Below are 21429 nucleotides of genomic sequence, written 5' to 3' on the forward strand. Positions count from 1 at the left end.
CCGCGATTCCGTCCGATGTAGACGGAATCGCCCGGCTGCGGATCCTAGCGGAGAAGCGTCCCCCTAGCGGGACGCTTGTTTGCCGCGGTCGTGCGCCCAGCCCGCCAGCACCGTTCCGGCTGCCACGAGCAGCAGGAACACGAGCAATCTTCCGCCCCATTCACCGGGTACCCAGTCGAACGCGCCCCACAACTGGGTCGCGGAGTGATCGAAAAGGCTGCGGATGGCGGCCTGCGCGAAGACGGCGACGGCCACCATCCCGACTATTTGCAGCCCCAGATAGCCGCCCTTGGTCATGCTTCCTACCTCCTGTTTCGCGGTCGGACCCAGCATCGCCGTCGCGGATCCGGGAGCACATCGGCAGCGCGTCGCGCTTCGCGTCCGACCAAAGTCGAGTCCGGTCCCGACCGAGGTCGGGGCCAGGATCGTCCTGTGTCCGGCTGCGCCGCCGCGGACGGGTCGACCATGATGGGCCGGTGATCACCGACGCCCAGCCGCCCGTCCGTCCGTGGGGGCAGGCATGGCGCCTGCTCGCCGCGGCCGCGCTGGGCGTGCTGCTCTGGCTCGTCACGGCGTCGCAACTGCCGGTGGGTGCGACGGGTCCGAGGGTGGACTGGCTGACCACCGGTGATCCGCTGATCGCACTCGCCTGCCTGATCGCCCTGCTGTGGCGCCGCCGCTTCCCGGTCGTGATCACGACCGCGGTCATCCTCGCCTCGACGGTCTCGGTACTGGCGGCCGGCGCGGCGTTGCTGGCGCTCTGCTCGCTGGCCACCCGGCGGCGACCGGCCGAAACGGCGGTGGCGGCAGTGTTGTCCGTGGTCACCGCGGTGCTGACGGTCGATCTCTACCCCCAGCGGGAGGTACCGGGACCGTTGTGGCTGCTGATCAGCCTCCCCGCCTTGCTGGTGGGCATCGTGGTGGCCGTGGGCGCCGCGATCGGGGCTCGCCGGGAGGAGGTGCGCTCCCTGCGGGAACGGGTCGAAAGCGCGGAGCGAGAGCAGGCCGCGCGGGCGGCCGAGGCACGGATCATGGAGCGGCACCGGATCGCCCGCGAGATGCACGACGTCCTCGCCCACCGGGTCTCGCTGGTCGCCATGCAGGCCGGGGTGCTGGGGCACCGCCCCGATCTGCCCGCCGACCAGGTCGCGGAACTGGCTCGCGGGATCGCCGACGGCTCCCATCAGGCGCTGGAGGAACTGCGCGACGTCCTCGGCGTGCTGCGGGCGAGCCCGGACGAACTGGAGCCACCGCAGCCTTCGCTCGCCGACCTGCCGTCGCTCGTCGCGGACGCGCGGGCGCTGGGACTGGACGTCACCTTGACGGTCACGACGTCGGGCGAACCGCCCGGCTCGGTCGCGAGGACCGTCTACCGGATCGTGCAGGAAGGGCTGACCAACGCGGGCAAACACGCGCCGGGTGCCGAAGTGGGCGTCACCGTCGAGGGGGAAGCGGGCGGCGGCCTGCGGGCGACGGTCCGGGATTCCGGTGCGGCGCGGGCGATCGCGGGCCCGCCCGCGTCGGGATACGGCCTGCTCGGCCTGTCCGAACGGGTCGGGCTGGCAGGTGGCGAACTGGACCACCACCCGGAGCCGGGCGGCGGATTCGTCCTCACCGCGCGATTGCCGTGGCCGGTCCGCGAAGGGAGCGAGTGAATGGACAGCGAGCGGGTGCGGGTCGTGCTCGTCGACGACGAACACCTGGTGCGGATGGCGCTGCGGCTCATCGTCGACGGCGAACCCGACCTCGTCGTGGTCGGCGAGGCCGCCGACGGCGACGCCGCGATCACCGTGGTGGGGGAGCAGCGGCCCGACGTCGTCCTGATGGACGTCCGGATGCCCGGTCGCGACGGGCTGAGCGCGACCGAGGAGATCCTCCGCCGCCAGGAGCCGCCCCGGGTCCTGGTGCTGACCACCTTCGACTCGGACGAGATGGTGCTGGGCGCACTGCGCGTCGGCGCGCTCGGCTTCGTCCTCAAGGACACCCCGCCGCCGCGGATACTCGCCGCGATCCGGACGGTCGCGACCGGCGAACCCGCGCTTTCGCCCGCCGCCACGGCCCGACTGATCGCCGCGGCCACCGGGCCGCATTCGTCCGACGCGCGCCGGGCGTCCCGCGAGACCGCGCGCGGGCTGCTGGCCACGCTGACCGATCGCGAACGCGAGACCGCGAGCGCCATCGCCGAGGGGCTGTCCAACACCGACGTCGCGCGGCGGCTGGACATCACCGTCGCGACGGTGAAGGCCCACACCAGCAGCATGCTCGCGAAACTCGGCGTCGAGAACCGGGTCCAGATCGCCCTCCTGGTCCGCGACGCCGAAGCCTGAAAACTTTTCGGCCCGGTGTCGAATCCGTCGTTCCCCGGTCGACGCAGTGTCGAAAGCAGTTCGGAACGACCAAGGAGAAACCAGATGCGCACCCTGATCGCCACCGCGTTCGTCTCGCTCGACGGCGTCGTCGAGGGGCCCGGCGGGGAGCCGGGCTACCGCAACTCCGGCTGGACCTTCGACGGCATCGAGTTCGACGAAGCGGCGTACGAGCTCAAGGGCCGTGAACAGGAAGAGGCCACGGCGATGATGATGGGCCGGGTCAGTTACCAGGCGTTCGCGCCGGTGTGGCCCACCATGACAGAGGAATTCGCCGGCTACAACGCGATGCCGAAGTACGTCGTTTCGACCACGCTGCGGGAGGAGGACCTCGTCGGCAACTGGGGCGAGACCACGATCCTCCGCTCGCTCGACGACGTCGCGAAGCTCAAGGAGGCCGAGGGCGGGCCGATCATCCTCCACGGCAGCGCGGAACTGAACCGGGACCTCGCCGACGCCGGGCTGATCGACCGCTACCACCTGCTGCTGTTCCCGGTGCTGCTCGGCGCGGGCAAGAAGCTCTTCAGCGACAGCGACAAGGACAAGCAGAACCTCAAGCTCGTCGAGAGCGAGGCGTACTCCAACGGCGTCCAGAAGCTGGTCTACGACATCATCCGATGATCGGACCCCGGGCGGGTGCGGGCCGCGCGCCCTGCGATCATGAACCGCGTGACCAAACCCGTGTTCGTGCAGCCGAACCTCGACGGACCGGCGGTGGAGCTTTCCGGGGTCGAGGTGCACGTCGGCCGCGTGCCGCTGGTGTCGGACGTCGACTGGCGGGTGGACTACGGCCAGCGCTGGGTCGTCCTCGGCCGTAACGGGGCCGGGAAGTCGACCATCCTCTCGGTGGCTTCCACCCAGCGGTTCCCCAGCGCGGGCACGGCCGTCGTGCTCGGCCATCGCATGGGCGCGGTCGACCTGCGTGACGTGCGGACGCACATCGGCTTCGTCGGGGCGAACCAGCGGTTGCCGGACGCGGAGAACCACGACGCGCACACCGTGGTGCTCACCGGGTTCAGCGGAAGTGTGCTCCCGCTGTGGGATCGCTACGACGACGCGATCCGGGACAGGGCGTCGAAACTGCTCGAACTGGTCGGCTGCACCGAATTGCGCGACCGGCCGGTCCGGGTGTGCTCGCAGGGTGAACGCGCCCGGGTCCGGCTCGCGAGGGCGCTCATGGCCGACCCGCTGCTGCTCCTGCTGGACGAGCCGTTCGCCGGTCTCGACCTGCCCGGCCGCGAAGATCTCCTGATGGCGCTGGAGAACCTGACGCTCGCCCAGCCGGAACTGGCCACGGTCACCGTGACACACCACCTGGAGGAGATCCCGGCGACGGCCACGCACGCCCTGATGGTGCGGCGCGGCAAGGTCACCGGGGAGGGGCCGATCGACGAGGTCCTCACCGGCGAGGGGCTCTCCGCCTGTTACGAACGCGACGTCGAGGTCCACCGCATCAACGGCCGCTGGGCCGCGCACGCGACCCGGCGGTCCTGAAGGCGGGTGTCACTCCTCGGGGTTGTTCCGGCGGAGCAGCGGCATAGTCCCGGTTTCCGTGGGCATCTTTCCCGGTGAGTTCGCTCGTCGAGCGGGAGGAGATGTCATGAACGTCCGGGTGAAACAAGCCGCCGCGGTGACCGTTCTGGGGATCGCCGCGCTGACCGTGACCGGTCCGGCCGAGGCCGCCACGCCGCGGTGCGCGACGGCGGACCTCGCGGTGTCCTTGGGCGAGCCGACGCAGCTCGAAGAGGCGACGGGCCAGTACGACGTTCCGTTGACGTTCGAGAACGTCTCGCCGCGTGCCTGCGGCCTGCACGGCGTGCCCGAGGTCGACCTGGTCGGTCCGGCCGACCCGAACGGGCCGGTGTACCACTTGCCGCGGGTCGACAACGGCGAACCCGGTAACGAGGTGCCGCCGGGCTCGACCGCGACGGCGACCGTCACCGTGCTGTCGCGGACTCCGGGCTCGGCCGGAAGCCAAGGCTCGGCCTCATGGACACCTTCAAAGCTGGTGACCGTCCCGCCGGGACAGACGGAGGCAGTGAGCGTGGACTGGCCGTCCGGGCTGCCGGTGCTTCGTCAGGACACCGCCACGCGTCCGGGCAGCTGGGTCAACGGGATCGTCGCCGGACCCGCCTGAGGCCGGTCACACGGCAGGGCAGGGCCAGGCGAGCCGGACGATGGTCCCGGTGGGTGTACTCGTCACCGAGGCCTCCGGAGCGAAGGCTCGGATGATCGGCAAGCCGCGTCCGCCGTCCGGGCGGCGCCCGTCGCGCCAGCGCCCTTCGTCGGCGACGGTGATCTTGAGCCGGCCGTCCTCGTGGGCGGCGGTGATCGTCATGACGTTGGCGTCGGTGCCGTCCGGGTACGCGTGCCGGACGACGTTCGTCATCGCCTCGTAGGAGGTGAGCTTGAGGTCCTCGGCCAGTTCCCGGGGAAGACCACGTTCGAGTGCCCACTTCGCCAGAAGATCCCGCAACGCGGCCGCCTGTGCGGGGACGGCGGCGACCTCGAGGATCAGCTCGCCGGTGGTCTCGCGCACCGGCTCGTCGATCGGCATCACGAAGCTTCTCCTCGTCGCCCGCCGCGGTCCACGACCACCGGATCCAGTGACCAGATTAAGGCACCGGCGGGACCGGGACACGAGTGCGGCGCGAGAGGGCCTCGCGATCCGATATGTTCGAGAACAGCGGGGTTCCGACATAAGGGGTGGATGACGGTGACGAGCGGAGACGGCGACAACCGGGAGATCCCGTTCTCGGTGACCGTCACCAGGCCCGATGGCGCCGAGGTCGTCATCGCGGTGGCGGGCGAGATCGACCTGACGACCTCCGAAGATCTCAAGGAGACGTTCGAGGCGGCGCTGGAGCCGGCGCCCGGCAGGCTCGTCGTCGACCTCGAAGGCGTGGACTTCTGTGACTCCACCGGGCTGGCGGCCCTGGTCAGGATCAACGACCGGTGCGGCACCCAGGGTGTCGACCTGAGTTTCCTGCCGTCGCCGACGATCCGGCGGCTGGCTTCGAAGACCGGCCTCTCGACGCTTCTGCCGCTCGCCGGATCCTGAGCGTCGCGGCGGTCAGCGGTTCGATACTTCTCGGATCGCTTCGTCGAGGCGCCGGTACACGGGGATATGGGCGTCGACCCGGAACAGCTGCAGCAAGCGCAACACGGGCCGGGTGTCGGCGACGAGCCGGGTCGCGCGGTGGTGGAACCGGGCGCGCGCCGCGGCGGACTCGATGACCCGTAACCCGGCGACGCCGAGGAAGCCCACCTCGGTGAGGTCGAGCACCGTGGTCGCGGGGAGGCGGCCGCTCAGTGCGCGTTCGAGTTTTCCGGCCGTGGCGAGGTCGACCTCCCCGGTCGCGGCGACGACGAGCAGGTCCTGACTCCACCGGATCCGCCGGATCCGCAACAGGTCCTCGTCCGACGGTCGCGGCGAGGGAACGCCGGGACGGATGACGGCGCGGAGAATCGGGCCGTCGCGGCTGCCACGGGTGGACGGAACGCGTTCGATCATGATGCTGGTCTCCCGGATGACCGGGGACGACGAGACGGACAACGGGTAAGCCTGCACAACAGCTGCGCAAGTCGACTCGCCGCCGCGTCGCCCCGGGAAAAGTGCTGGGCCGCGGAAATGTGGGTCGGTCTCGCGGGCTGGTGGACTCAACCCTCACGTACTTCTCACCGTACGCCGCCGGCCATATCTGGCAATACCACGGGCGGTGAACAGTGGGATTCATCTTCGCGCATGATCATTCGCGTAAGGCCTTTTCCCAGGCGCGGCCCCATTTTTCCAGTGGGTGCAACGCGTCGAGGAGTCGTTCCCCCAAAGGGGTCAGGCGGTAACCTTCCTCGCCGGACTCGACGATGCGCGCTTCGGTGAGCTCGCCGAGCCGCGTGGAGAGCACGCTGGACGACATGAGTTCGCAGCGCCGCTGGAGTTCCCGGAATCCGACGTCTCCCTGGCGCAGTTCCCAGATCACCCGAAGGGTCCACCGGCGCCCCAGCAGATCGAGTGCGGCCATGAGCGGGCGGCCGGTTTCGGAGCCGCGGACCGGCCGCCCGGGCCGCGGGGTCGGGTGATCGGGCATGTCATCCCCTTGCGCTTCGACTTTCGAAGCAGCATAGTGGTTCGAAAGTCGAAGCACACGAGGTGGTCATGGCACGGATCGCACCACTCGTCCCGCCCTACGAGGCGGACGTCGAACAGGCCCTTCGCAAATGGATGCCGCCCGGCGTGACACAGGATCCGCTGGCGCTGTTCCGGGTGCTGCAGCACCATCCGGCACTGGCTTCACGGATGCGCGTCCTGGGCGCGGGCCTGCTCGCGCACGGGGAATTACCCGCGCTGGACCGGGAAATCGTCATCGCCCGGGTCACCGCCCGATGCGGATGCCGCTACGAATGGGGTGTCCACGCCGCGATTTACGCACCGTCGGTCGGTTTGACGCCGGATCAGCTCGAAGCCACCGTTTCCGGCGACGCCGGGCATCCCGCTTGGTCCGGGCGGCATCGCGCGCTGATCGGCGCCGTCGACGAACTCCACGACACGGCAACGGTTTCCGATGAGGCGTGGGCCGCGCTCGCCGAGCACTACCCGGCCTCGCAACTCCTGGAGCTGCTCGTGCTCGCGGGCTGGTACCGGACGATCGCGTACGTCGCCAACGGCGTCCGTCTCGAAGAAGAGCCTTGGGGTGCCACCTATCCCGATCGCTAGGGCCGGCGCGAGTCGATTCCCCTGGTGTCGTCCCGTTCCTGTTTCGAAGCCTTCCACGAGGCGAGCACACACAGGAGTGCCGCCACGAAGCCGATCGCGGTGAGTGTCCCGGCCCAGACGGCGCCGGTGGTGACGAGAAGGTAGAGCTGGACCACGGCGGTGCACGTGTAGACGACCGCCAGTCCGAGCCAAAGCCGTTGCGCCATCATCCCCCCGTTTCCGTTCGCCCGGTACGGGGTCAATCGCGGCTGGGCGTGATCTGGTTACATCCCGGCGCCCCGGAAGAAGTCCACCAGCCCGTCCCAGGACTGCGAGCTCCGCCGCCGCTCCCACCAAGTCCGGAACGGGGTCGACGCCATCGCGTGCCGCGTGTACGACGTCATCACCGCGCGGTACACGTTCTCCGTCTGGTCCCACGTCAGCCGTTCCTTGCGCCACGCCAGCACCAGCCGCATCCGCATGGGGTCGCCCTTCAGCGGCCGGACGACCATGCCCGGCAGTTCGGGCGCGGTGGGTTCCACGAGCTGCACCGCCTGCCCGGCGGCGATCAGGTGCCGCCCGCCGCCGTTGGGGCATTCGAAGCGGATCCGCGGCGTGAAGCCGGCGCGGTGCGTCGCCGCGCGCAGGGACGTCAGCGAGCCGTCCTCGGGTCCGGGCGGGCCGATCCACGCTTCGTCCGCGAGATCGGCCAGGTCGACTTCGAAGCCGTCGGCGAGCCGGTGCCGGGCGGGAAGGCCGATGAAGACGGGCACCCACGAGAACAGCACCCGGTGTCCCAGGTGTTTCGCCAGCGGCACTTCCTGGTCGTCCGACATGGCGATGACGGCGATGTCGAGGGTCGCGCGGGCCAGCGCCTGTGCCAGCACGGCACTGGAAGGTTCCACGTGGACGGTCACGTCCAGGCCCGGCAGCGCGTCGTCCAGCCGCTCGACGAAGGTGGGCAGACAGTCCATTTGGGACGATCCGAGCCGGACCGGGCCCTCGCCGAGGGCGCCGAGGAGGTCGCTCTCGAACCGGTCGAACTCCACGAGCAGGGTCAGCGCGCGGCGCAGTGTCTGTTCGCCGACCGGGGTCGGGGTCACGCCGGTGTGGCTGCGGACGAACAGCGGCGCGCCGATCTGCCGTTCGAGCCGCTGGAGCAGAGAGGTCAGCGACGGCTGCGACATGCCGAGCGCGGCGGCCGCCTGCGAGAGGCTGCCCGCTTCGGCGATGGCGCAGATCGCCCGCAGGTGCCGGATCTCCAGGGCCATAGGCGGAGTCTATCGCCGCCGGTCATTACGGCCGGGCCGTTCGTGGTGCGAAGGTGCGGCCAAGACTCCGACTACCTGAAAGGGGAGCCGATGACCGGCGACCGAACCCGGCCGGATCTGCGCGCGCTGCTGGCCGCCAAGGGGTTCCGGAACTGGATCGGCGAAGGCTGGGAGCCTGCCGACACCGCCGTCGATCTGCCGTCGGGCACCGCCGAGGCGGCCGCGGCCCATCGCGGCAGGCTGTCGGCGGAACTGCCCGGCCAGCGGATCGCGCTCGCGGCGGGCCGGGCGGTGGTGCGGTCCAACGACACCTTCCACGGCTTCCGCGCCGACAGCGACTTCGTCTGGCTCACCGGTTGCCAGCGTGAGGGCGCGATCCTGGTGATGACCCCGGCGGGGGACAGCCACCACGCGACGCTGTATGTCCCGCGCCCGGCCGAGCCGAACGAGCCCGATTTCGTGGGCGACGCCGACACCAGCCCGCTGTGGGTCGGCTCCGCCGCCGGGCCGGCGGCATACGGGGACGTGCTCGGCATCGACTGCCGCCCGCTGGAGGACCTTCCGCACGGTTTGCGCGGGCGGTACCCGAGCTTCCTGACCGGTGCCGGGGTCGATCCCGCCCTCGACGCGTTCGGCTTCGGCCACAGCGATCGGCTTCGGACCGTCCTCGCCGAGTTGCGGCGGATCAAGGACGAGTGGGAGATCGGCCAGTTGCGTGACGCCGTCGACGCCACCGCCCTCGGATTCGCCGACGTGCTGGCCGCGCTGCCGGAGGCCGTCCGCGGCGGCGGGGAGCGCTGGCTGCAGGGGACCTTCGACCGCCGTGCCCGCACCGAGGGCACCGGCCCCGGATACACGTCCATCGTGGCCGCCGGGCCGCACGCGCCCATCCTGCACTGGACGCGCTGCGACGGGCGGGTGACCGACGACAGCCTCCTGCTGCTCGACGCCGGAGTCGAGCTGGATTCCTTGTACACGGCCGACATCACTCGCACCTTCCCGGTCGGTGGCGAGTTCACGAAGGCTCAGCGTGACGTTTACGACCTCGTGCACAAGGCGCACGTCGCGGCCCTTGGCGAGGTCCGGCCCGGACAGGACTACGGCGCGTTCCAGGCGACGGCGCTGCGGGTGCTCGCGGAGGGCCTGCACGATTGGGGCCTGCTTCCGGTGTCGGTGGACGAAGCGCTGTCGCCGGACGGGCAGCAGCATCGGCGGTACATCGTCTGCGGTACCGGCCACTTCCTCGGGCTGGACGTCCATGACTGCGCCGCGGCGCATCCCTCCGCGTACCGGGAGGGCACCCTCGCCGAGGGGATGGCGCTGGCGGTGGAGCCCGGTCTGTACTTCCACGCCGGCGACCTCACCGTGCCGTCGGACCTGCGCGGCATCGGCATCCGGATCGAGGACAACGTCGTGGTCACGGGGTCGGGGCACGCCCTGCTCTCCGGCGGTTTCCCCTCGACCGCCGACGAGGTCACCGCCTGGGTCCAGGCAGCCAGGGGGTGAGACCCGGAGGGCCGGGCCGAGCTCCGGCCCTCCGGTGGCCCTGTCAGTACTTGAGGGGTAAGGAAAGGTGGCAGGTTGCGAAAGCCACTTTGGCAACCTTCAACGTTGCGAAAGTGGCTTTCGCAACGTCGGGAAGAGGGTGCGGGTAGCGAAGTCGCCCAGGGGCCACGAGCGAATCCCCGCGATCCGGCACCTTTGCGTTGCCCTCGACAACAACCGTCCTCACCACTCACGAGGTCCCCGTCAGTACCGGATGGTGTGCCCGGCGAGGATCCGCTCGGCGGCACCGGTCGTGGACAGGCCCGCGGCTGGCCGGTCCACGGTGAAGTACTCACGGAAGTCCTGGCTGAAGTGGCGGGTCATCAGCGCGATCGTGCGGTTCCAGTTCCCGCCGTCCGGCCCGCCCGGCGCCCACAGGTCCAGCAGCGACGAGCCGACCCGGCCCTGCACGGTGTCGCCGTCGTCCCAGCCGGGCGTCGAAGCGTCGTTCTCGAAGCTGTAGGAACTCCCGTTGTCGTAGACGTAGCGGTAGTCGCCGAGCGCGTAGGCGGCGACGGCGTCCGCGAAGCCTTCGGTCCACGCGCACGATTCCGAGCTGTGCTTCTCGATGTAGTGCGGGTTGCAGTTGTCAACGACGGGGAAGCCGCGGCCGTAGAGCTGCCACTGCAGCCAATGCCCGGCCTCGTGGAGGATGAGGTGCTTCGAGTCCGGCATCGTCGCGCCGAGGAAGACGTAGTTCGTGTTCGGGTAGTCCCAGTAGCCGCCGCCGGCGACCTTCGGATCCCAGACGAAGGTGATCTGGTCGCAGCGTCCGTCGGACTGCCTGGCCGTCCAGCACGACGAAGACGGGTTCGCGCGTTTCCAGTAGAGGACGTTGAGCGTGTCCACCACCTTCCACGCCCGCTGCAGCGTCGAAGGCACCTTCACCGTGCCGAGATCGAGAGTGCCGGACACGTTCGTGCGGCGTGCCGAGTCGAACGCGTAGTCGGTGGTGTTGTTCGCGGCCTTGACGACCCGCCACATCGAGGTGCTGCTCGACCGGAACCGCACGTACGCCTCGGCGAGCGACGCGGTGTGGCAGGCGGTGAACCGGCCGTCGGACGCGCCGGTGATGCCGGCGGCGAGCCTGGCCGCCGCGCCGGAGCCGGTGCGGCCCCACAGTTCCCAGTTCGCGTTCCGGGCCACCTGCGTGCGCAGGGGTTTGCTCGTCCCGGCTTCCGCGTCGAGATGGTCGAAGGCGAGCGTGCCGGTGAGACAGGCGTTCGCGGCCGCCGTCGCCGGTGTGACGGCCGCGGTCGCGGTGAGCCCGAGGGTCGTGATGAGCACCGCGCCGAACGCTCGAAGTCGTCGGCTCGCGGATCTGCGGATCAGCTGCACGGGGATCTCCTCGCTGGAGGGAAACGACGGTGCGCCCGTGACCCTGTGTCGACGGTGACACACCGGTTGGTGATGGAGTTTCATCGCGGCCGGAGCCGCCCACCATCGCGTCGCCCCATCGGCCGCGGCTATGCCCCCGGTGTCGGCACGCGTGTCATGATGTCCGCGAACTCGATCGGCAAAGCGAACGATTCGCCCATCCGGTCGTACGGTTTGACGAACGACAGGGGAGAAGCGGTGGAGGACGGGACGCCCTCGATCCGGGACATGCTGGCGGTCAACCTGCGTGCGGCCAGGGCGGCGAGGGGTATCTCGCTGTCGGAGCTTTCGCGGCGTTCGGGCATCGGCAAGGCGACGCTGTCGCAACTGGAGTCCGGCGGCGGCAATCCGACCATCGAGACCGTGTTCAGCCTGTCCAGGGTGCTGGAGGTGGCGATCTCGGATCTGCTCGACCACCGGGCGGGCGGCGCACTCACCGTGGTGCGCGGCGCCGACGTCGAGGTGCTCAGCGGTGAGGGGGTGGATCTCCGGCCACTGCGGCGGATCGAGACCGGAGACGGCGTCTTCGAGGTGTACGACCAGGTGGTGCGCGGGGACGCGCCGCAGCGTTCGCAGGGGCATGTCGGTATCGAGCACACCATCGTGCAGTCGGGTTCGCTGCTGGTCGAGGTGGCGGGCCGCGGCGTCGAGGTCGGGCCGGGGGACTACGTCGCCTTCGACGCCCGCGAGCCGCATTGCTATACCGCTTCGAAGGGGCCGGTGCACTCGGTGCTGCTGCTGCAATATCGCGCCGACGAACGGCTCGACGGCAGGCCGCATCCGGTGCTGAAGGGCTGACCGCACCCGGGGTGTTGACACGTCTCCTGGCGGGAACCTACTCTCCGATCGTTCGCTTTACCGAACGATGGAGGGTCGATGAACCGAACGCGCGTGGTCGTGCTCGGCGCGGGCATCGTCGGCGCCGCGTGTGCCCGTGAGCTGAGCCAGGCGGGCTTCGACGTCGTGGTCGTGGACCGCGGCCGTCCCGCCGGGGGCACCACGTCGCACGGCGAGGGCAACATCCTCGTCTCGGACAAGGGACCCGGCGCCGAACTCGAACTCGCGAAGCTTTCGATCGCGCTGTGGCCCCGGCTGGTCGCCGAGATCGCCGACGAGGACGCCCGTGCCGCTTCGGAGATCGAGTACGACCCCAAGGGCGGCATCGTGGTCGCCACCACGGACGACGGCGCCCGCGCTCTCACCGCGTTCGCCGCGTCGCAACTCGGTGTCCGCGCGGAACCGTTGTCTCCCCAGGAACTCGCCGAAGCGGAACCCGCGCTGACCCGTGAGGTGACCGCCGCGTTCACCTACCCGGAAGACGCTCAGGTCCAGCCCGCGGGTGCGACGCTCGCGCTACTGGGCTCGGCACTGCGCCACGGCGCCCGGCTGCGGCCCGACACCGAGGTGCTGGGTGTGTCCGTCCACAACGGACGGATCACCGGCGTCCGCGTGCCCGGTGAGGTCATCGAGGCCGACATCGTCGTGAACGCCGCGGGCCCGTGGGCAGGCCAGGTCTCGGCGCGCCTCGGCGCCCCGATCGCGGTCCGCCCTCGCCGCGGCGAGGTGCTGGTGACCACCCCGATGCCCGGTGTCGTCCGGCACAAGGTCTACGACGCCGATTACGTCGGCGCGGTCGGTGCCGATTCGGGTGAGTTGCAGACCTCCGCCGTCGTCGAGTCGACCTGGGGTGGCACCGTGCTGATCGGTTCGTCACGCCGCCGGGTGGATTTCGACGACGCGATCCGCCCGGACGTGCTGAGCGCCATCGCGGTCAAGGCGCTGCGGCTGTTCCCGGCACTCGCCGACGTCGCCATCATGCGCGCGTACGGCGGTTTCCGGCCCTACGTGGACGACCATCTGCCGGTGCTCGGCGAGGATCCGCGGCTGGAGAACCTCTGGCACGCCACCGGGCACGAAGGCGCCGGTATCGGATTGAGCGTCGGTACCGCGCGGCTGCTGCGCGAACTGCTCACCGGGGCGGAACCGGCGATGCCGGTCGAAGAGTTCACTGTGGACCGTCCGGCCGTCCTGGCGGAGGTGGCCGCATGAGCGGATGGCTGCTGCCGCGTGATCGCGATCCGGTTGGCCGCACCGACCGCCCGATCCGGATCACCGTCGACGGCGAGACCCTGATCGGGATCGCCGGACAGAGCGTCGCGGGAATCCTGCTCGCCGCGGGCCGGGCCTCGTGGCGGACCACGCGTTCCGGTGCGCCACGAGGGGTCTTCTGCGGGATCGGCGCGTGCTTCGACTGTCTGCTCACGGTCAACGATGTGCCCGACGTCCGCGCGTGCCGCCGTCCGGCCGCCGACGGCGACGAAATCCGCACCCAGACCCGGGAGGAGACCACGTGAAAGTGGTGATCGTCGGCGCCGGGCCCGCCGGGCTCGCGGCGGCCGAGCACGCGCTGCGGGCCGGTGCCCGCGTCACGGTGCTGGACCAGGCGGACGCTCCCGGCGGCCAGTACCACCGGATGCTGCCCGAGGCTTACGCGGCGCGGAGTCCGGAGCGGGTTCAGCACGGCCGGGCGGAGTTCGACCGCAGCCGCCGGGTGCTCGCGCATCCGCGGTGCCAGTGGCTGCCCGGGTCCACGGTCTGGGCGTTCGACCGGGCGGAGAAGCGGGTGCACGTCCTGCGGGGACAAGCCGACGGTGGTGGACGGCGGCGGCTGTCCCTCGTCCCGGACGCGCTGATCCTGGCGACCGGCGCGCACGACCGCACCCTGCCGTTCCCGGGCTGGGAACTGCCCGGCGTGTACACCGCGGGTGCGGCACAGGCGTTGGCGAAGGGTGAGCGGGTCGCGATCGGTGAGCGGGTCCTCGTCGCCGGGGCCGGGCCCTTCCTGTTGCCGGTCGCGGAATCGTTGCTGGGCGTCGGCGCCGAAGTGGTCGCGGTGCTGGAAGCGAACCCGTTCACGACCGTCCGAAAAGGATGGTCGTCCCGCCCGTGGCGTCTGGCCGCCCACGCCGGGAAAGCGGGCGAACTGGCGCGGTACACAGCGACGCTGGCGCGTCATCGGGTCCCGTACCGGCCGGGCCGGGCCGTGATCGAGGCACGCGGGGCCGATCGCGTCCGCGAGGTCGTGACCGCGAAGGTCCGCGCGGACTGGTCGATCGTCCCCGGCACCGAGCGGACGTACGAGGTCGACGCGGTCTGCGTCGGACACGGCTTCACGCCGCAGCCTGAACTGGCCGTCGCCGCGGGCTGCGTCCTGGACGGCGGTTTCGTCCGGGTCGACGGCGCGCAACGGACCACTGTGGACGGTGTCTTCGCCGCGGGCGAGATCACCGGCATCGGCGGCGCGGTCACCGCGGCCGCCGAGGGTGCGGTGGCGGGATGCGCCGCCGCCGGAGGTGAGCCGTCGCCGGGGTTGATCCGCGCCCGCGACCGGGCCCGCACCTTCGCCGAACGCCTCGCCACGGCGCATCCGATCGGCACGGCCTGGCGAAGCTGGCTGCGCGAAGACACGATCGTCTGCCGTTGCGAGGAAACCACGTACGGCGAACTGACGCGTGCGGCGGGGGACGCGGCCTGTCCCGGACCGCACGCACTGAAACTCGGCACCCGGGCCGGCCTCGGCCCGTGCCAGGGCCGCATCTGCGGTCCGACCGTGTCCGAACTCTGCGGTGGCACCGAACGGCACCACCGCCCGATCGCCCAGCCGATCCGGCTGGGCGAGCTGGCCGCCCGAACCGAAGGAGAACCTGAATGAGCACCCCCGACCTCGGTGGCGTCGTCGTCGCGACCGCCCTCCCGTACCGGGCGGACGAGTCGGCGCCGGCCGGGCTGGCCGTGGACTACGACGCCTACGCCGCACACTGCCGGTGGCTGGTCGACAACGGCTGCCGGGGTGTCGGCCCGAACGGCTCCCTCGGCGAGTACTCCTCGCTGACCGACGAGGAGCGCCGTCGCGCCGCCCGCACCGCGATCGAAACCGTCGGCGACGACGGGATCGTCGTCGTCGGCGTGCACGGCCCCGGCTCGCATCAGGCCAAGCACTGGGCCGAGGTGGCGGCCGAGGACGGTGCCGACGGCCTGCTGTGCCTGCCGCCCACGATGTACCGCGCGAACCGCGGCGAGGTGCTCGCGCATTTCGAGGCGGTGGCGTCGGTCGGGCTGCCGGTGATGGTCTACAACAACCCCATCGACACCAAGGTCGACCTCACCCCCGCCCTGCTGGCCGAGATCGCGCAGATCGACAACGTGGTCGCGGTCAAGGAGTTCTCCGGTGACGTCCGGCGGGTGCTGGAGATCCGGGAGCAGGCACCGGGCCTTGACGTGATCAGCGGCGCCGACGACGTCGTGCTGGAAAGCCTGCTGATGGGCGCGACCGGCTGGTTCGCCGGGTTCCCCAACGTGTTCCCCGCCGAGTCGGTTCGGCTGTTCGACCTGGCGCGGTCCGGCAAACTCGAGGAGGCCAGGGCGCTCTACGAACCGCTGGTGGCCGCGTTCCGCTGGGACTCGCGCACCGAGTTCGTCCAGGCGATCAAACTCGGAATGGACCTCGTCGGCCGCTACGGCGGTCCGTGCCGTCCGCCCCGGGGCCCGCTGACCGACGAGCACCGCGAGCAGGTCACCGCCGACATGCGCCGCGCGCTCGCCTCGCTGGGGGTGGCGTAGGTGCGATCGATCCGGTCGATCACCGCCGTCGACTCGCATACCGAGGGCATGCCGACCAGGGTGGTGACCGGCGGGATCGGTGCCATCCCCGGCGACACCATGGCCGAACGCCGCCGGTACTTCATGGACCACATGGACCATCTGCGGCAGTTCCTGATGAACGAACCGCGCGGCCATTCGGCGATGAGCGGCGCGATCCTGCAGCCGCCGTCGAGGCCGGACGCGGACTGGGGCGTGGTGTACATCGAGGTGTCCGGCTGCCTGCCGATGTGCGGGCACGGCACGATCGGCGTGGCGACCGTGCTGGTGGAGACCGGCATGGTCGAGGTGACCGAACCGAAGACCGTGGTACGCCTGGACACCCCGGCCGGGCTCGTGCACGCCGAGGTCGAGGTCCGGGACGGCCGCGCCGTACGCGTCAAGCTCCGCAACGTCGCGTCGTTCCTCGCCGAACGTGACGCGGTCGTCGAGGTGCCGGGCCTCGGCGCGGTACGTTACGACCTGGCCTACGGCGGCAACTTCTACGCCATCCTCGAACTGTCCCAGGTGGACATCCCGTTCGACCGGGCGGAGAAGGACCGCATTCTGGCCGCGGGGCTGGACATCATGGCGGCGATAAACGAACAGCGTCCGCCGAAACATCCGGCGGACCCGCTGATCGGGGGCTGCAAACACGTCCAGTTCCTCGCTCCGGGGTCGGATGCCCGGGCTTCGCGGAACGCGATGGCGATCCATCCGGGCTGGTTCGACCGGTCGCCGTGCGGCACCGGCACCTCGGCCCGGATGGCGCAGCTCCATGCCCGCGGCGAACTGCCGCTGCACACGCCGTTCGAGAACAGCTCGTTCATCGGCACCACGTTCACCGGCGAACTGGTCGCCGAGACCACCGTCGGCGGTGTCCCCGCCGTGGTGCCGGAGTTCTCCGGGCGCGCGTGGATCACCGGCAACGCCACCTATCTGCTCGACCCGGACGACCCGTTCCCCGCCGGCTTCGTGCTCTGACGCGAGGCAGCACCCAGGCCGAGCCGCCGCGGCGGAGAACCCGGAGAGGAAGGAAGCATGAAGCACATCGAGAGGGCGGCGGAGATCGCCGGTGAGTGGGCCGCCACCGACCCGAAGACGCGCACCGCCGTGATCACGGGTGTCGCCGACGCGCTGGACGCGGCCGGCCCGTCCCTGATCGAGGTCGCCGACGCCGAGACCCGGCTGGGGACGAAACGCCTGACCGGCGAGCTGGCCCGCACGACGTTCCAGCTGCGGCTGCTCGCGGCCGAGAGCAGCTCGGTCCACGACGTCCGGATCGACCGTGCCGATCCGTCGTGGCCGCCCGGCCCGCGGCCGGAGCTGCGCCGGTACCGCACCGCTGTCGGACCGGTCCTGGTGTTCGCCGCGAGCAACTTCCCGTTCGCGTTCAGCGTGGCGGGCGGGGACACCGCCTCGGCATGGGTGGCCGGATGCCCGGTGGTGGTCAAGGCTCATTCCGGACACCCGGAGCTGTCCCGCCGGACGGCGTCGGCCGTCGTGGAGGCACTCGGTCGATGGGGCGCGCTCCTTGGCCTTGTCGAAGGGGAAGCCGCCGGGGTGGAGGCGTTGCGCCATCCGGCGATCGCGGCCGCCGCGTTCACCGGGTCGGTGGCGGGTGGGCTCGCACTGGCGCGGATCGCGGCCGAGCGGCCGGTGCCGATCCCCTTCCACGGTGAGCTGGGCAGTGTCAATCCGGTGATCGTCCTGCCCGGCGCCGCGGCGACGCGGGCCGAGGAACTGGCGGCGGGTTACGCCGGTTCGCTGACGCTGGGCAACGGCCAGTTCTGCACGAATCCGGGTCTGGTGTTCGCGCCGTCCTCGGGGCCGTTCGTGGATCTCGTCGCAGAACGGCTGCGCGAGACTTCGGCCGCGCCGTTCCTGAACGACCGCATCGCGTCCGGATTCCACGCCGGCGCCGAGAGGCTGGCCGCGATCCCGGGAATGCGCGAGATCGTCCGGGGAGCCGGGGCCCGGCTGCTCGAGATCGACCTGGCCGGCTTCGTGCCCGATGCGGCCGAAGAGTGCTTCGGTCCGCTGGGTGTGGTCGTGCGGTACTCCCGGCTTTCCGACGTCCTGCCGGTTCTGGCGTCCTTGCCCGGTCAGCTCACGACGACCGTGCACGCCTTGCCCGAAGAGGCCTCCGAGATCGAGGCGCTGCGCCCGGTGCTGGCCGCCCGCAGCGGGCGGATCCTGTGGGGCGGCTGGCCGACCGCCGTCGCGGTGACCGCCGCGATGCAGCACGGCGGACCGTTCCCGGCGACGACGTCACCGTCGTCGACGTCCGTCGGGACGGCGGCCGTGGAACGCTTCCTGCGGCCGGTGTCCTATCAGGACTGGCCGTCGCATCTGCTGCCGGAACCGCTGCGGGACGACAACCCGTGGGACGTCCCGCAGCGCTTCTCCTGACCCGCAATTCGTCACCTACTTGCGACGGGAATGCAGCGCAAGTAGGTGACGAATTGCGTCAGGGGGAGACCACGGTCCCGCCCTGAACGATGTGCCGGAACTTCTCCGGCTCGGCGAGGACGCCGATGTCCTCCAGCGGATCCCGGTCCACGACCAGCAGATCCGCGTGCGCGCCGGGGGCCAGCGTGCCGATCTCGCCGGTCAGGTTCAGCAGATCCGCCGCGGTCGACGTCGCGGAGCGGATCACCTCCAGCGTGGACTGGACTTCGGCGCGCAACCGGAACTCGTGATTCTGGTGCCGGTGCATCCCGCCGAGCAGATCGCTGCCGTACACCAGTTTCACCCCGCCCCTGGCCGCCCGCTCGAGTGCGGCCATACCCGCGCCGAGGACCTCGTCGACCTTGCGCCAGCTGGATTCCGGCAGTCCGTGCTCGCGTCCTTCCTCCTTCAACGCCCAGTACGTGACCAGGGTCGGCACGAGGTACGCGTCGTGCCGGAGGAACAGTTCGACGCTGAGGTCGTCGATCAGGTTGCCGTGCTCGATCGACCGCACACCCAGTTCCAGCGCGCGGTTGACCGCGCGGGCGGTGTAGGCGTGCGCGGCGACGTACCGGTTGGCCGCCTCCGCCTCCTCGACGATCGCGCGCAGTTCCTCGGCGGAGTACTGCGTCGAGTCGATCCGGTCGGTGGGGGAGGCGACGCCGCCGGAAGCCATCACCTTGATGTGGTGCGCCCCCTTGCGCAGTTCGTCGCGCGTGGCCGCGCGGACCGCGTCGACCCCGTCGGCGACCCGGCCGAGACCGGCGCAGCACGGGTGGTCGTCGCTGGCGTTGGCGCCTCGGGTCCGGCTGTCACCGTGTCCGCCGGTCTGGCTCAGTGCGCGGCCGCAGAACAGCAGGCGCGGACCGCGGAACAGGCCCTCGGCCTGCGCGTCGGCGAGGCCGTAGTCGGCGCCGGAGGCGTCACGGACGGTGGTGAAGCCCCGGTCCAGCATCCGGCTCATCGTGCGGGCGCTGTGCGCGGCCACGTAGGACGGCGACGAGGCGGGCAGCGATCCCAGGTCCGCGGTCGAGGCGGTGACGTGCACGTGGGCGTCGACGAGACCGGGCAGCACGAACGCGCCACGCAGGTCCTCCGTCCGGGCGTCACCGGCGCTGAGACCCACGCCGATCTCGGCGATCCGGCCGTCGGCGCACCGGAGGTCGCCCTCGGTGTACTCGCCCTTGACCGGGTCGAGCAGGCGGGCGTTGCGGAGCAGCAGCGATCCGGTCATCGGGTCTCCTCCAGGAGTTCGCGCAGGGCCGGGGCCGCCAACGGTGCCAGGGAGCGGGCGACCGCGACGGAATCGTCGTCGTAGCTGCCTTCGGCGTCGAGGATGTTGAGGACGCCGAGGGTGCGGCCGTCGGCCACCACCGGAACGTTGATCACCGCGCCGCAGCCGAGCCGGTCGATGAGTTCGTGGTCGGCGAAGATCTCCCGCACCGCCGCGCTGTTCGGTCCGAAATAGGGCTCCTGCCCGGTGATGCACCGCTCCAGCCAGCCCGCCGCCACCTCGACGGTCTTCTCGCCGCCCACCGGATACTCGTCCGGATGACTGCTGTGCACGCGCCGCAGCGCCCGCCGTTCGGGCACCCAGGCCAGCACGGTGAACAGCCGTACGCCGATCGAGGCCCGGGTCTTGTCCTCCACAGTGGACAGTGACACCGTCACTTCGTCATCTCCTTCGCGGTTTTCACGGGCGCGCCGTGTTCGGTCAGTTCTTCCAGGGAACGGCCGGCGGTGGACAGGCCGAACACGACCACGACCACCACCCCGGCCACCAGGACGGCGGTGGTCATGCCGAAGACGCCGGCGAACCCGAGGCTCGCCGCGGACAGGCCGATGATCGTCGGGGCCAGGATGCTGCCGACCCGGCCGAACGCGCTGGACAGCCCGGTCCCGCTGGCGCGGATCCAGGTCGGGAACACCTCTGGGGTGTAGGAGTACACGCCGGCGTAGGTGCCGTTGAGGAAGAACGACAGCACCGCCCCGGCCAAGGTGATCGACCACGGCGCGTCCATCTGGCTCAGCCAGAAGGCGCTCACCGCCGAACCCGCGAGGTACAACGCGATGGTGTGCTTGCGGTCGAGCCGTTCCGACAGCCACGCGGCGGAGAAGTACCCGGGGATCTGCGCCAGGTAGATGATGATGGAGAACTCGAAGCTCTTGGTCACCGTGATGCCCCGCTCGACGAGCAGCGTGGGGATCCAGGAGAAGAAGCCGTAGTAGGAGAACGTGATCACGAACCACACGGTCCAGATCACCGCGGTGCGCCGGGCCATCGCCGGGCTCCACAGGAACTTCAGCGCGCTGAGGAGATTGACCTTGGGGGTCTCCGTCGCGGGCTGGGTCTCGGTCTCCGGGACGGCCGGAAGTTCCTGTCCCGTCGCCTTTTCGACGTCCCGCTCCAGTTTCGCGACGATCTTCTCCGCCTCGGCGTGCCGCCCGTTCGCGACGAGGAACCTCGGCGATTCCGGCAGGGAACGGCGCCACCACAGCAGCATGACGATCGGCAGCGCGGTGATCAGCTGGGCGACCCGCCAGCCTTCCGGCACCGTCGGGACGACGAACCGGCCGATCAGCGCGGCCATGACGAACCCGAACGAGAAGAACCCGGCGAGCGCGCCGACGAACCAGCCACGTCGTTTGGCGGGCACGAATTCGGACAGGAACGGCGCGATGATCGCGCTTTCGGCGCCCGCGCCCGCCCCGGCCAGCACCCTGGCGCCCAGGAAGACCTCATAGTTGGGGGAGAAGGCGGCGACCACCGAGAACACCGCGTAGAAGGCCAGCGCGTACATCATGACCTTCTTGCGGCCGATGCGGTCGCCCAGCAGCCCGCCGCCGATCGCGCCGAAGAGGAAGCCGAACGGTGTCGCCGACCCGATCAGCCCGAGCTGCCCGTTGTCGAGGCCCCACACGGCTTTCGCGCTCGGAAGGAGGAAGGCGACCACGGCGGAGTCCATGCCGTCGAAGGTGTAACCGAGCCCGCCGATGAGCAGGAGCAGGTAGTGGGGACGGCTCAATGGGAGCCGGTCGAGTCGTGCCAGAAGCGTCATGGGGAACGCCTTCCGTGGTTCGGGCGACT

General features: G+C 70.7%; 25 protein-coding genes. 15 read left to right on the forward strand and 10 right to left on the reverse strand.

Annotation, left to right across the window (positions count from 1 at the left end):
• Window positions 1-63 precede the first annotated feature (63 nt).
• The gene (locus tag DL990_RS30080; RefSeq protein ID WP_125784350.1) at window positions 64-297 is read right to left on the reverse strand and encodes a hypothetical protein; all 234 of its coding nucleotides are present in this window, start codon (window positions 295-297) and stop codon (window positions 64-66) included.
• A gap of 179 nt (window positions 298-476) precedes the next feature.
• On the opposite strand from DL990_RS30080, the gene DL990_RS30085 reads away from it, so the two are divergent.
• From DL990_RS30085 to DL990_RS30105, 5 genes are all read left to right on the forward strand, one after another.
• Complete coding sequence (locus tag DL990_RS30085) at window positions 477-1655, forward strand: sensor histidine kinase (RefSeq protein ID WP_125800683.1); 1179 nt, start codon at window positions 477-479, stop codon at window positions 1653-1655.
• Window positions 1656-2327: a response regulator transcription factor gene (locus DL990_RS30090; RefSeq protein ID WP_125784347.1), complete on the forward strand. Its 672-nt coding sequence runs from the start codon at window positions 1656-1658 to the stop codon at window positions 2325-2327. It begins immediately after the preceding gene.
• 84 nt (window positions 2328-2411) lie between these two features.
• On the forward strand, window positions 2412-2987 hold the full coding sequence (locus DL990_RS30095) for a dihydrofolate reductase family protein (RefSeq protein ID WP_125800684.1): 576 nt from the start codon (window positions 2412-2414) through the stop codon (window positions 2985-2987).
• Window positions 2988-3026: 39 nt separating this feature from the next.
• Window positions 3027-3860: an ABC transporter ATP-binding protein gene (locus DL990_RS30100; RefSeq protein WP_125784343.1), complete on the forward strand. Its 834-nt coding sequence runs from the start codon at window positions 3027-3029 to the stop codon at window positions 3858-3860.
• 106 nt (window positions 3861-3966) lie between these two features.
• On the forward strand, window positions 3967-4503 hold the full coding sequence (locus tag DL990_RS30105; protein WP_125784341.1) for a DUF4232 domain-containing protein: 537 nt from the start codon (window positions 3967-3969) through the stop codon (window positions 4501-4503).
• Window positions 4504-4509: 6 nt separating this feature from the next.
• Here the strand turns inward: DL990_RS30105 and DL990_RS30110 are convergent, their stop codons facing one another.
• On the reverse strand, window positions 4510-4923 hold the full coding sequence (locus tag DL990_RS30110) for an ATP-binding protein (RefSeq protein ID WP_125784339.1): 414 nt from the start codon (window positions 4921-4923) through the stop codon (window positions 4510-4512).
• Between the two features lie 153 nt (window positions 4924-5076).
• On the opposite strand from DL990_RS30110, the gene DL990_RS30115 reads away from it, so the two are divergent.
• Window positions 5077-5427, forward strand: a complete 351-nt coding sequence (locus tag DL990_RS30115) for an STAS domain-containing protein (RefSeq protein WP_125784337.1) — start codon at window positions 5077-5079, stop codon at window positions 5425-5427.
• A gap of 12 nt (window positions 5428-5439) precedes the next feature.
• Here the strand turns inward: DL990_RS30115 and DL990_RS30120 are convergent, their stop codons facing one another.
• Together DL990_RS30120 and DL990_RS30125 are read right to left on the reverse strand one after the other, a co-directional pair.
• Window positions 5440-5922 (reverse strand): STAS domain-containing protein, encoded by a 483-nt coding sequence (locus DL990_RS30120; protein WP_233598820.1) that lies wholly within the window; start codon window positions 5920-5922, stop codon window positions 5440-5442.
• 193 nt (window positions 5923-6115) lie between these two features.
• Window positions 6116-6454 carry a helix-turn-helix domain-containing protein gene (locus tag DL990_RS30125; protein WP_125800685.1) on the reverse strand — a complete coding sequence of 113 codons (339 nt, stop codon included), beginning with the start codon at window positions 6452-6454 and terminating at the stop codon, window positions 6116-6118.
• Between the two features lie 68 nt (window positions 6455-6522).
• Between DL990_RS30125 and DL990_RS30130 the strand changes: the two genes are divergently transcribed.
• Window positions 6523-7080, forward strand: coding sequence for a carboxymuconolactone decarboxylase family protein (locus tag DL990_RS30130; protein ID WP_125800686.1), 558 nt, complete (start codon window positions 6523-6525; stop codon window positions 7078-7080).
• On the opposite strand, the gene DL990_RS30135 is transcribed toward DL990_RS30130, so the two are convergent.
• Window positions 7077-7286 carry a hypothetical protein gene (locus tag DL990_RS30135; RefSeq protein ID WP_233598818.1) on the reverse strand — a complete coding sequence of 70 codons (210 nt, stop codon included), beginning with the start codon at window positions 7284-7286 and terminating at the stop codon, window positions 7077-7079. The two genes, DL990_RS30130 and DL990_RS30135, sit on opposite strands and share 4 nt — an antisense overlap.
• A gap of 57 nt (window positions 7287-7343) precedes the next feature.
• Window positions 7344-8330, reverse strand: a complete 987-nt coding sequence (locus tag DL990_RS30140) for a LysR family transcriptional regulator (RefSeq protein WP_125784329.1) — start codon at window positions 8328-8330, stop codon at window positions 7344-7346.
• A gap of 90 nt (window positions 8331-8420) precedes the next feature.
• Between DL990_RS30140 and DL990_RS30145 the strand changes: the two genes are divergently transcribed.
• On the forward strand, window positions 8421-9836 hold the full coding sequence (locus DL990_RS30145) for an aminopeptidase P family protein (protein WP_125800687.1): 1416 nt from the start codon (window positions 8421-8423) through the stop codon (window positions 9834-9836).
• A 243-nt stretch (window positions 9837-10079) separates the two neighbouring features.
• Here the strand turns inward: DL990_RS30145 and DL990_RS30150 are convergent, their stop codons facing one another.
• Window positions 10080-11213, reverse strand: a complete 1134-nt coding sequence (locus tag DL990_RS30150) for a metalloprotease (RefSeq protein ID WP_125800688.1) — start codon at window positions 11211-11213, stop codon at window positions 10080-10082.
• Window positions 11214-11450: 237 nt separating this feature from the next.
• Between DL990_RS30150 and DL990_RS30155 the strand changes: the two genes are divergently transcribed.
• From DL990_RS30155 to DL990_RS30185, 7 genes are all read left to right on the forward strand, one after another.
• Window positions 11451-12050 (forward strand): XRE family transcriptional regulator, encoded by a 600-nt coding sequence (locus DL990_RS30155; RefSeq protein WP_199746663.1) that lies wholly within the window; start codon window positions 11451-11453, stop codon window positions 12048-12050.
• 78 nt (window positions 12051-12128) lie between these two features.
• Entirely contained in the window at window positions 12129-13301 is a 1173-nt protein-coding gene (locus DL990_RS30160; RefSeq protein WP_125800689.1) for an FAD-binding oxidoreductase, read from the forward strand.
• Window positions 13298-13606 (forward strand): (2Fe-2S)-binding protein, encoded by a 309-nt coding sequence (locus tag DL990_RS30165; protein ID WP_125800690.1) that lies wholly within the window; start codon window positions 13298-13300, stop codon window positions 13604-13606. Before DL990_RS30160 ends, DL990_RS30165 begins: the two co-directional genes overlap by 4 nt.
• Entirely contained in the window at window positions 13603-14964 is a 1362-nt protein-coding gene (locus tag DL990_RS30170; protein WP_125800691.1) for an NAD(P)/FAD-dependent oxidoreductase, read from the forward strand. Before DL990_RS30165 ends, DL990_RS30170 begins: the two co-directional genes overlap by 4 nt.
• Window positions 14961-15872, forward strand: coding sequence for a dihydrodipicolinate synthase family protein (locus DL990_RS30175; protein WP_125800692.1), 912 nt, complete (start codon window positions 14961-14963; stop codon window positions 15870-15872). Before DL990_RS30170 ends, DL990_RS30175 begins: the two co-directional genes overlap by 4 nt.
• A complete protein-coding gene (locus tag DL990_RS30180) occupies window positions 15873-16874 on the forward strand; it encodes a proline racemase family protein (protein WP_125800693.1) in 1002 nt (333 codons plus the stop codon).
• 57 nt (window positions 16875-16931) lie between these two features.
• Window positions 16932-18302: an aldehyde dehydrogenase (NADP(+)) gene (locus tag DL990_RS30185; RefSeq protein WP_125800694.1), complete on the forward strand. Its 1371-nt coding sequence runs from the start codon at window positions 16932-16934 to the stop codon at window positions 18300-18302.
• Window positions 18303-18360: 58 nt separating this feature from the next.
• On the opposite strand, the gene DL990_RS30190 is transcribed toward DL990_RS30185, so the two are convergent.
• Genes DL990_RS30190 through DL990_RS30200 form a run of 3 tightly spaced genes read right to left on the reverse strand, consistent with a single transcriptional unit; the run spans window position 18361 to window position 21400 of the window.
• The gene (locus tag DL990_RS30190; protein ID WP_125784310.1) at window positions 18361-19575 is read right to left on the reverse strand and encodes an amidohydrolase family protein; all 1215 of its coding nucleotides are present in this window, start codon (window positions 19573-19575) and stop codon (window positions 18361-18363) included.
• Window positions 19572-20012, reverse strand: coding sequence for a GAF domain-containing protein (locus DL990_RS30195; RefSeq protein WP_125800695.1), 441 nt, complete (start codon window positions 20010-20012; stop codon window positions 19572-19574). The genes DL990_RS30190 and DL990_RS30195 overlap by 4 nt, the downstream gene beginning before the upstream one ends.
• Window positions 20009-21400, reverse strand: a complete 1392-nt coding sequence (locus DL990_RS30200; RefSeq protein ID WP_125800696.1) for an MFS transporter — start codon at window positions 21398-21400, stop codon at window positions 20009-20011. Before DL990_RS30200 ends, DL990_RS30195 begins: the two co-directional genes overlap by 4 nt.
• Window positions 21401-21429: the final 29 nt, after the last annotated feature.

This window comes from Amycolatopsis sp. WAC 01416 (genome assembly GCF_003947485.1).
Classification (GTDB): Bacteria; Actinomycetota; Actinomycetes; order Mycobacteriales; family Pseudonocardiaceae; genus Amycolatopsis.

Bases quoted from the DNA above. Each gene is read 5' to 3' on its own strand.
- DL990_RS30080 (WP_125784350.1), bottom strand. From the start codon at position 297: ATGACCAAGGGCGGCTATCTGGGGCTGCAAATAGTCGGGATGGTGGCC.
- DL990_RS30090 (WP_125784347.1), top strand. From the start codon at position 1,656: ATGGACAGCGAGCGGGTGCGGGTCGTGCTCGTCGACGACGAACACCTG.
- DL990_RS30095 (WP_125800684.1), top strand. From the start codon at position 2,412: ATGCGCACCCTGATCGCCACCGCGTTCGTCTCGCTCGACGGCGTCGTC.
- DL990_RS30100 (WP_125784343.1), top strand. From the start codon at position 3,027: ATGAACCGCGTGACCAAACCCGTGTTCGTGCAGCCGAACCTCGACGGA.
- DL990_RS30105 (WP_125784341.1), top strand. From the start codon at position 3,967: ATGAACGTCCGGGTGAAACAAGCCGCCGCGGTGACCGTTCTGGGGATC.
- DL990_RS30110 (WP_125784339.1), bottom strand. From the start codon at position 4,923: ATGCCGATCGACGAGCCGGTGCGCGAGACCACCGGCGAGCTGATCCTC.
- DL990_RS30115 (WP_125784337.1), top strand. From the start codon at position 5,077: ATGACGGTGACGAGCGGAGACGGCGACAACCGGGAGATCCCGTTCTCG.
- DL990_RS30125 (WP_125800685.1), bottom strand. From the start codon at position 6,454: ATGCCCGATCACCCGACCCCGCGGCCCGGGCGGCCGGTCCGCGGCTCC.
- DL990_RS30130 (WP_125800686.1), top strand. From the start codon at position 6,523: ATGGCACGGATCGCACCACTCGTCCCGCCCTACGAGGCGGACGTCGAA.
- DL990_RS30135 (WP_233598818.1), bottom strand. From the start codon at position 7,286: ATGGCGCAACGGCTTTGGCTCGGACTGGCGGTCGTCTACACGTGCACC.
- DL990_RS30140 (WP_125784329.1), bottom strand. From the start codon at position 8,330: ATGGCCCTGGAGATCCGGCACCTGCGGGCGATCTGCGCCATCGCCGAA.
- DL990_RS30145 (WP_125800687.1), top strand. From the start codon at position 8,421: ATGACCGGCGACCGAACCCGGCCGGATCTGCGCGCGCTGCTGGCCGCC.
- DL990_RS30160 (WP_125800689.1), top strand. From the start codon at position 12,129: ATGAACCGAACGCGCGTGGTCGTGCTCGGCGCGGGCATCGTCGGCGCC.
- DL990_RS30165 (WP_125800690.1), top strand. From the start codon at position 13,298: ATGAGCGGATGGCTGCTGCCGCGTGATCGCGATCCGGTTGGCCGCACC.
- DL990_RS30175 (WP_125800692.1), top strand. From the start codon at position 14,961: ATGAGCACCCCCGACCTCGGTGGCGTCGTCGTCGCGACCGCCCTCCCG.
- DL990_RS30185 (WP_125800694.1), top strand. From the start codon at position 16,932: ATGAAGCACATCGAGAGGGCGGCGGAGATCGCCGGTGAGTGGGCCGCC.
- DL990_RS30190 (WP_125784310.1), bottom strand. From the start codon at position 19,575: ATGACCGGATCGCTGCTGCTCCGCAACGCCCGCCTGCTCGACCCGGTC.
- DL990_RS30200 (WP_125800696.1), bottom strand. From the start codon at position 21,400: ATGACGCTTCTGGCACGACTCGACCGGCTCCCATTGAGCCGTCCCCAC.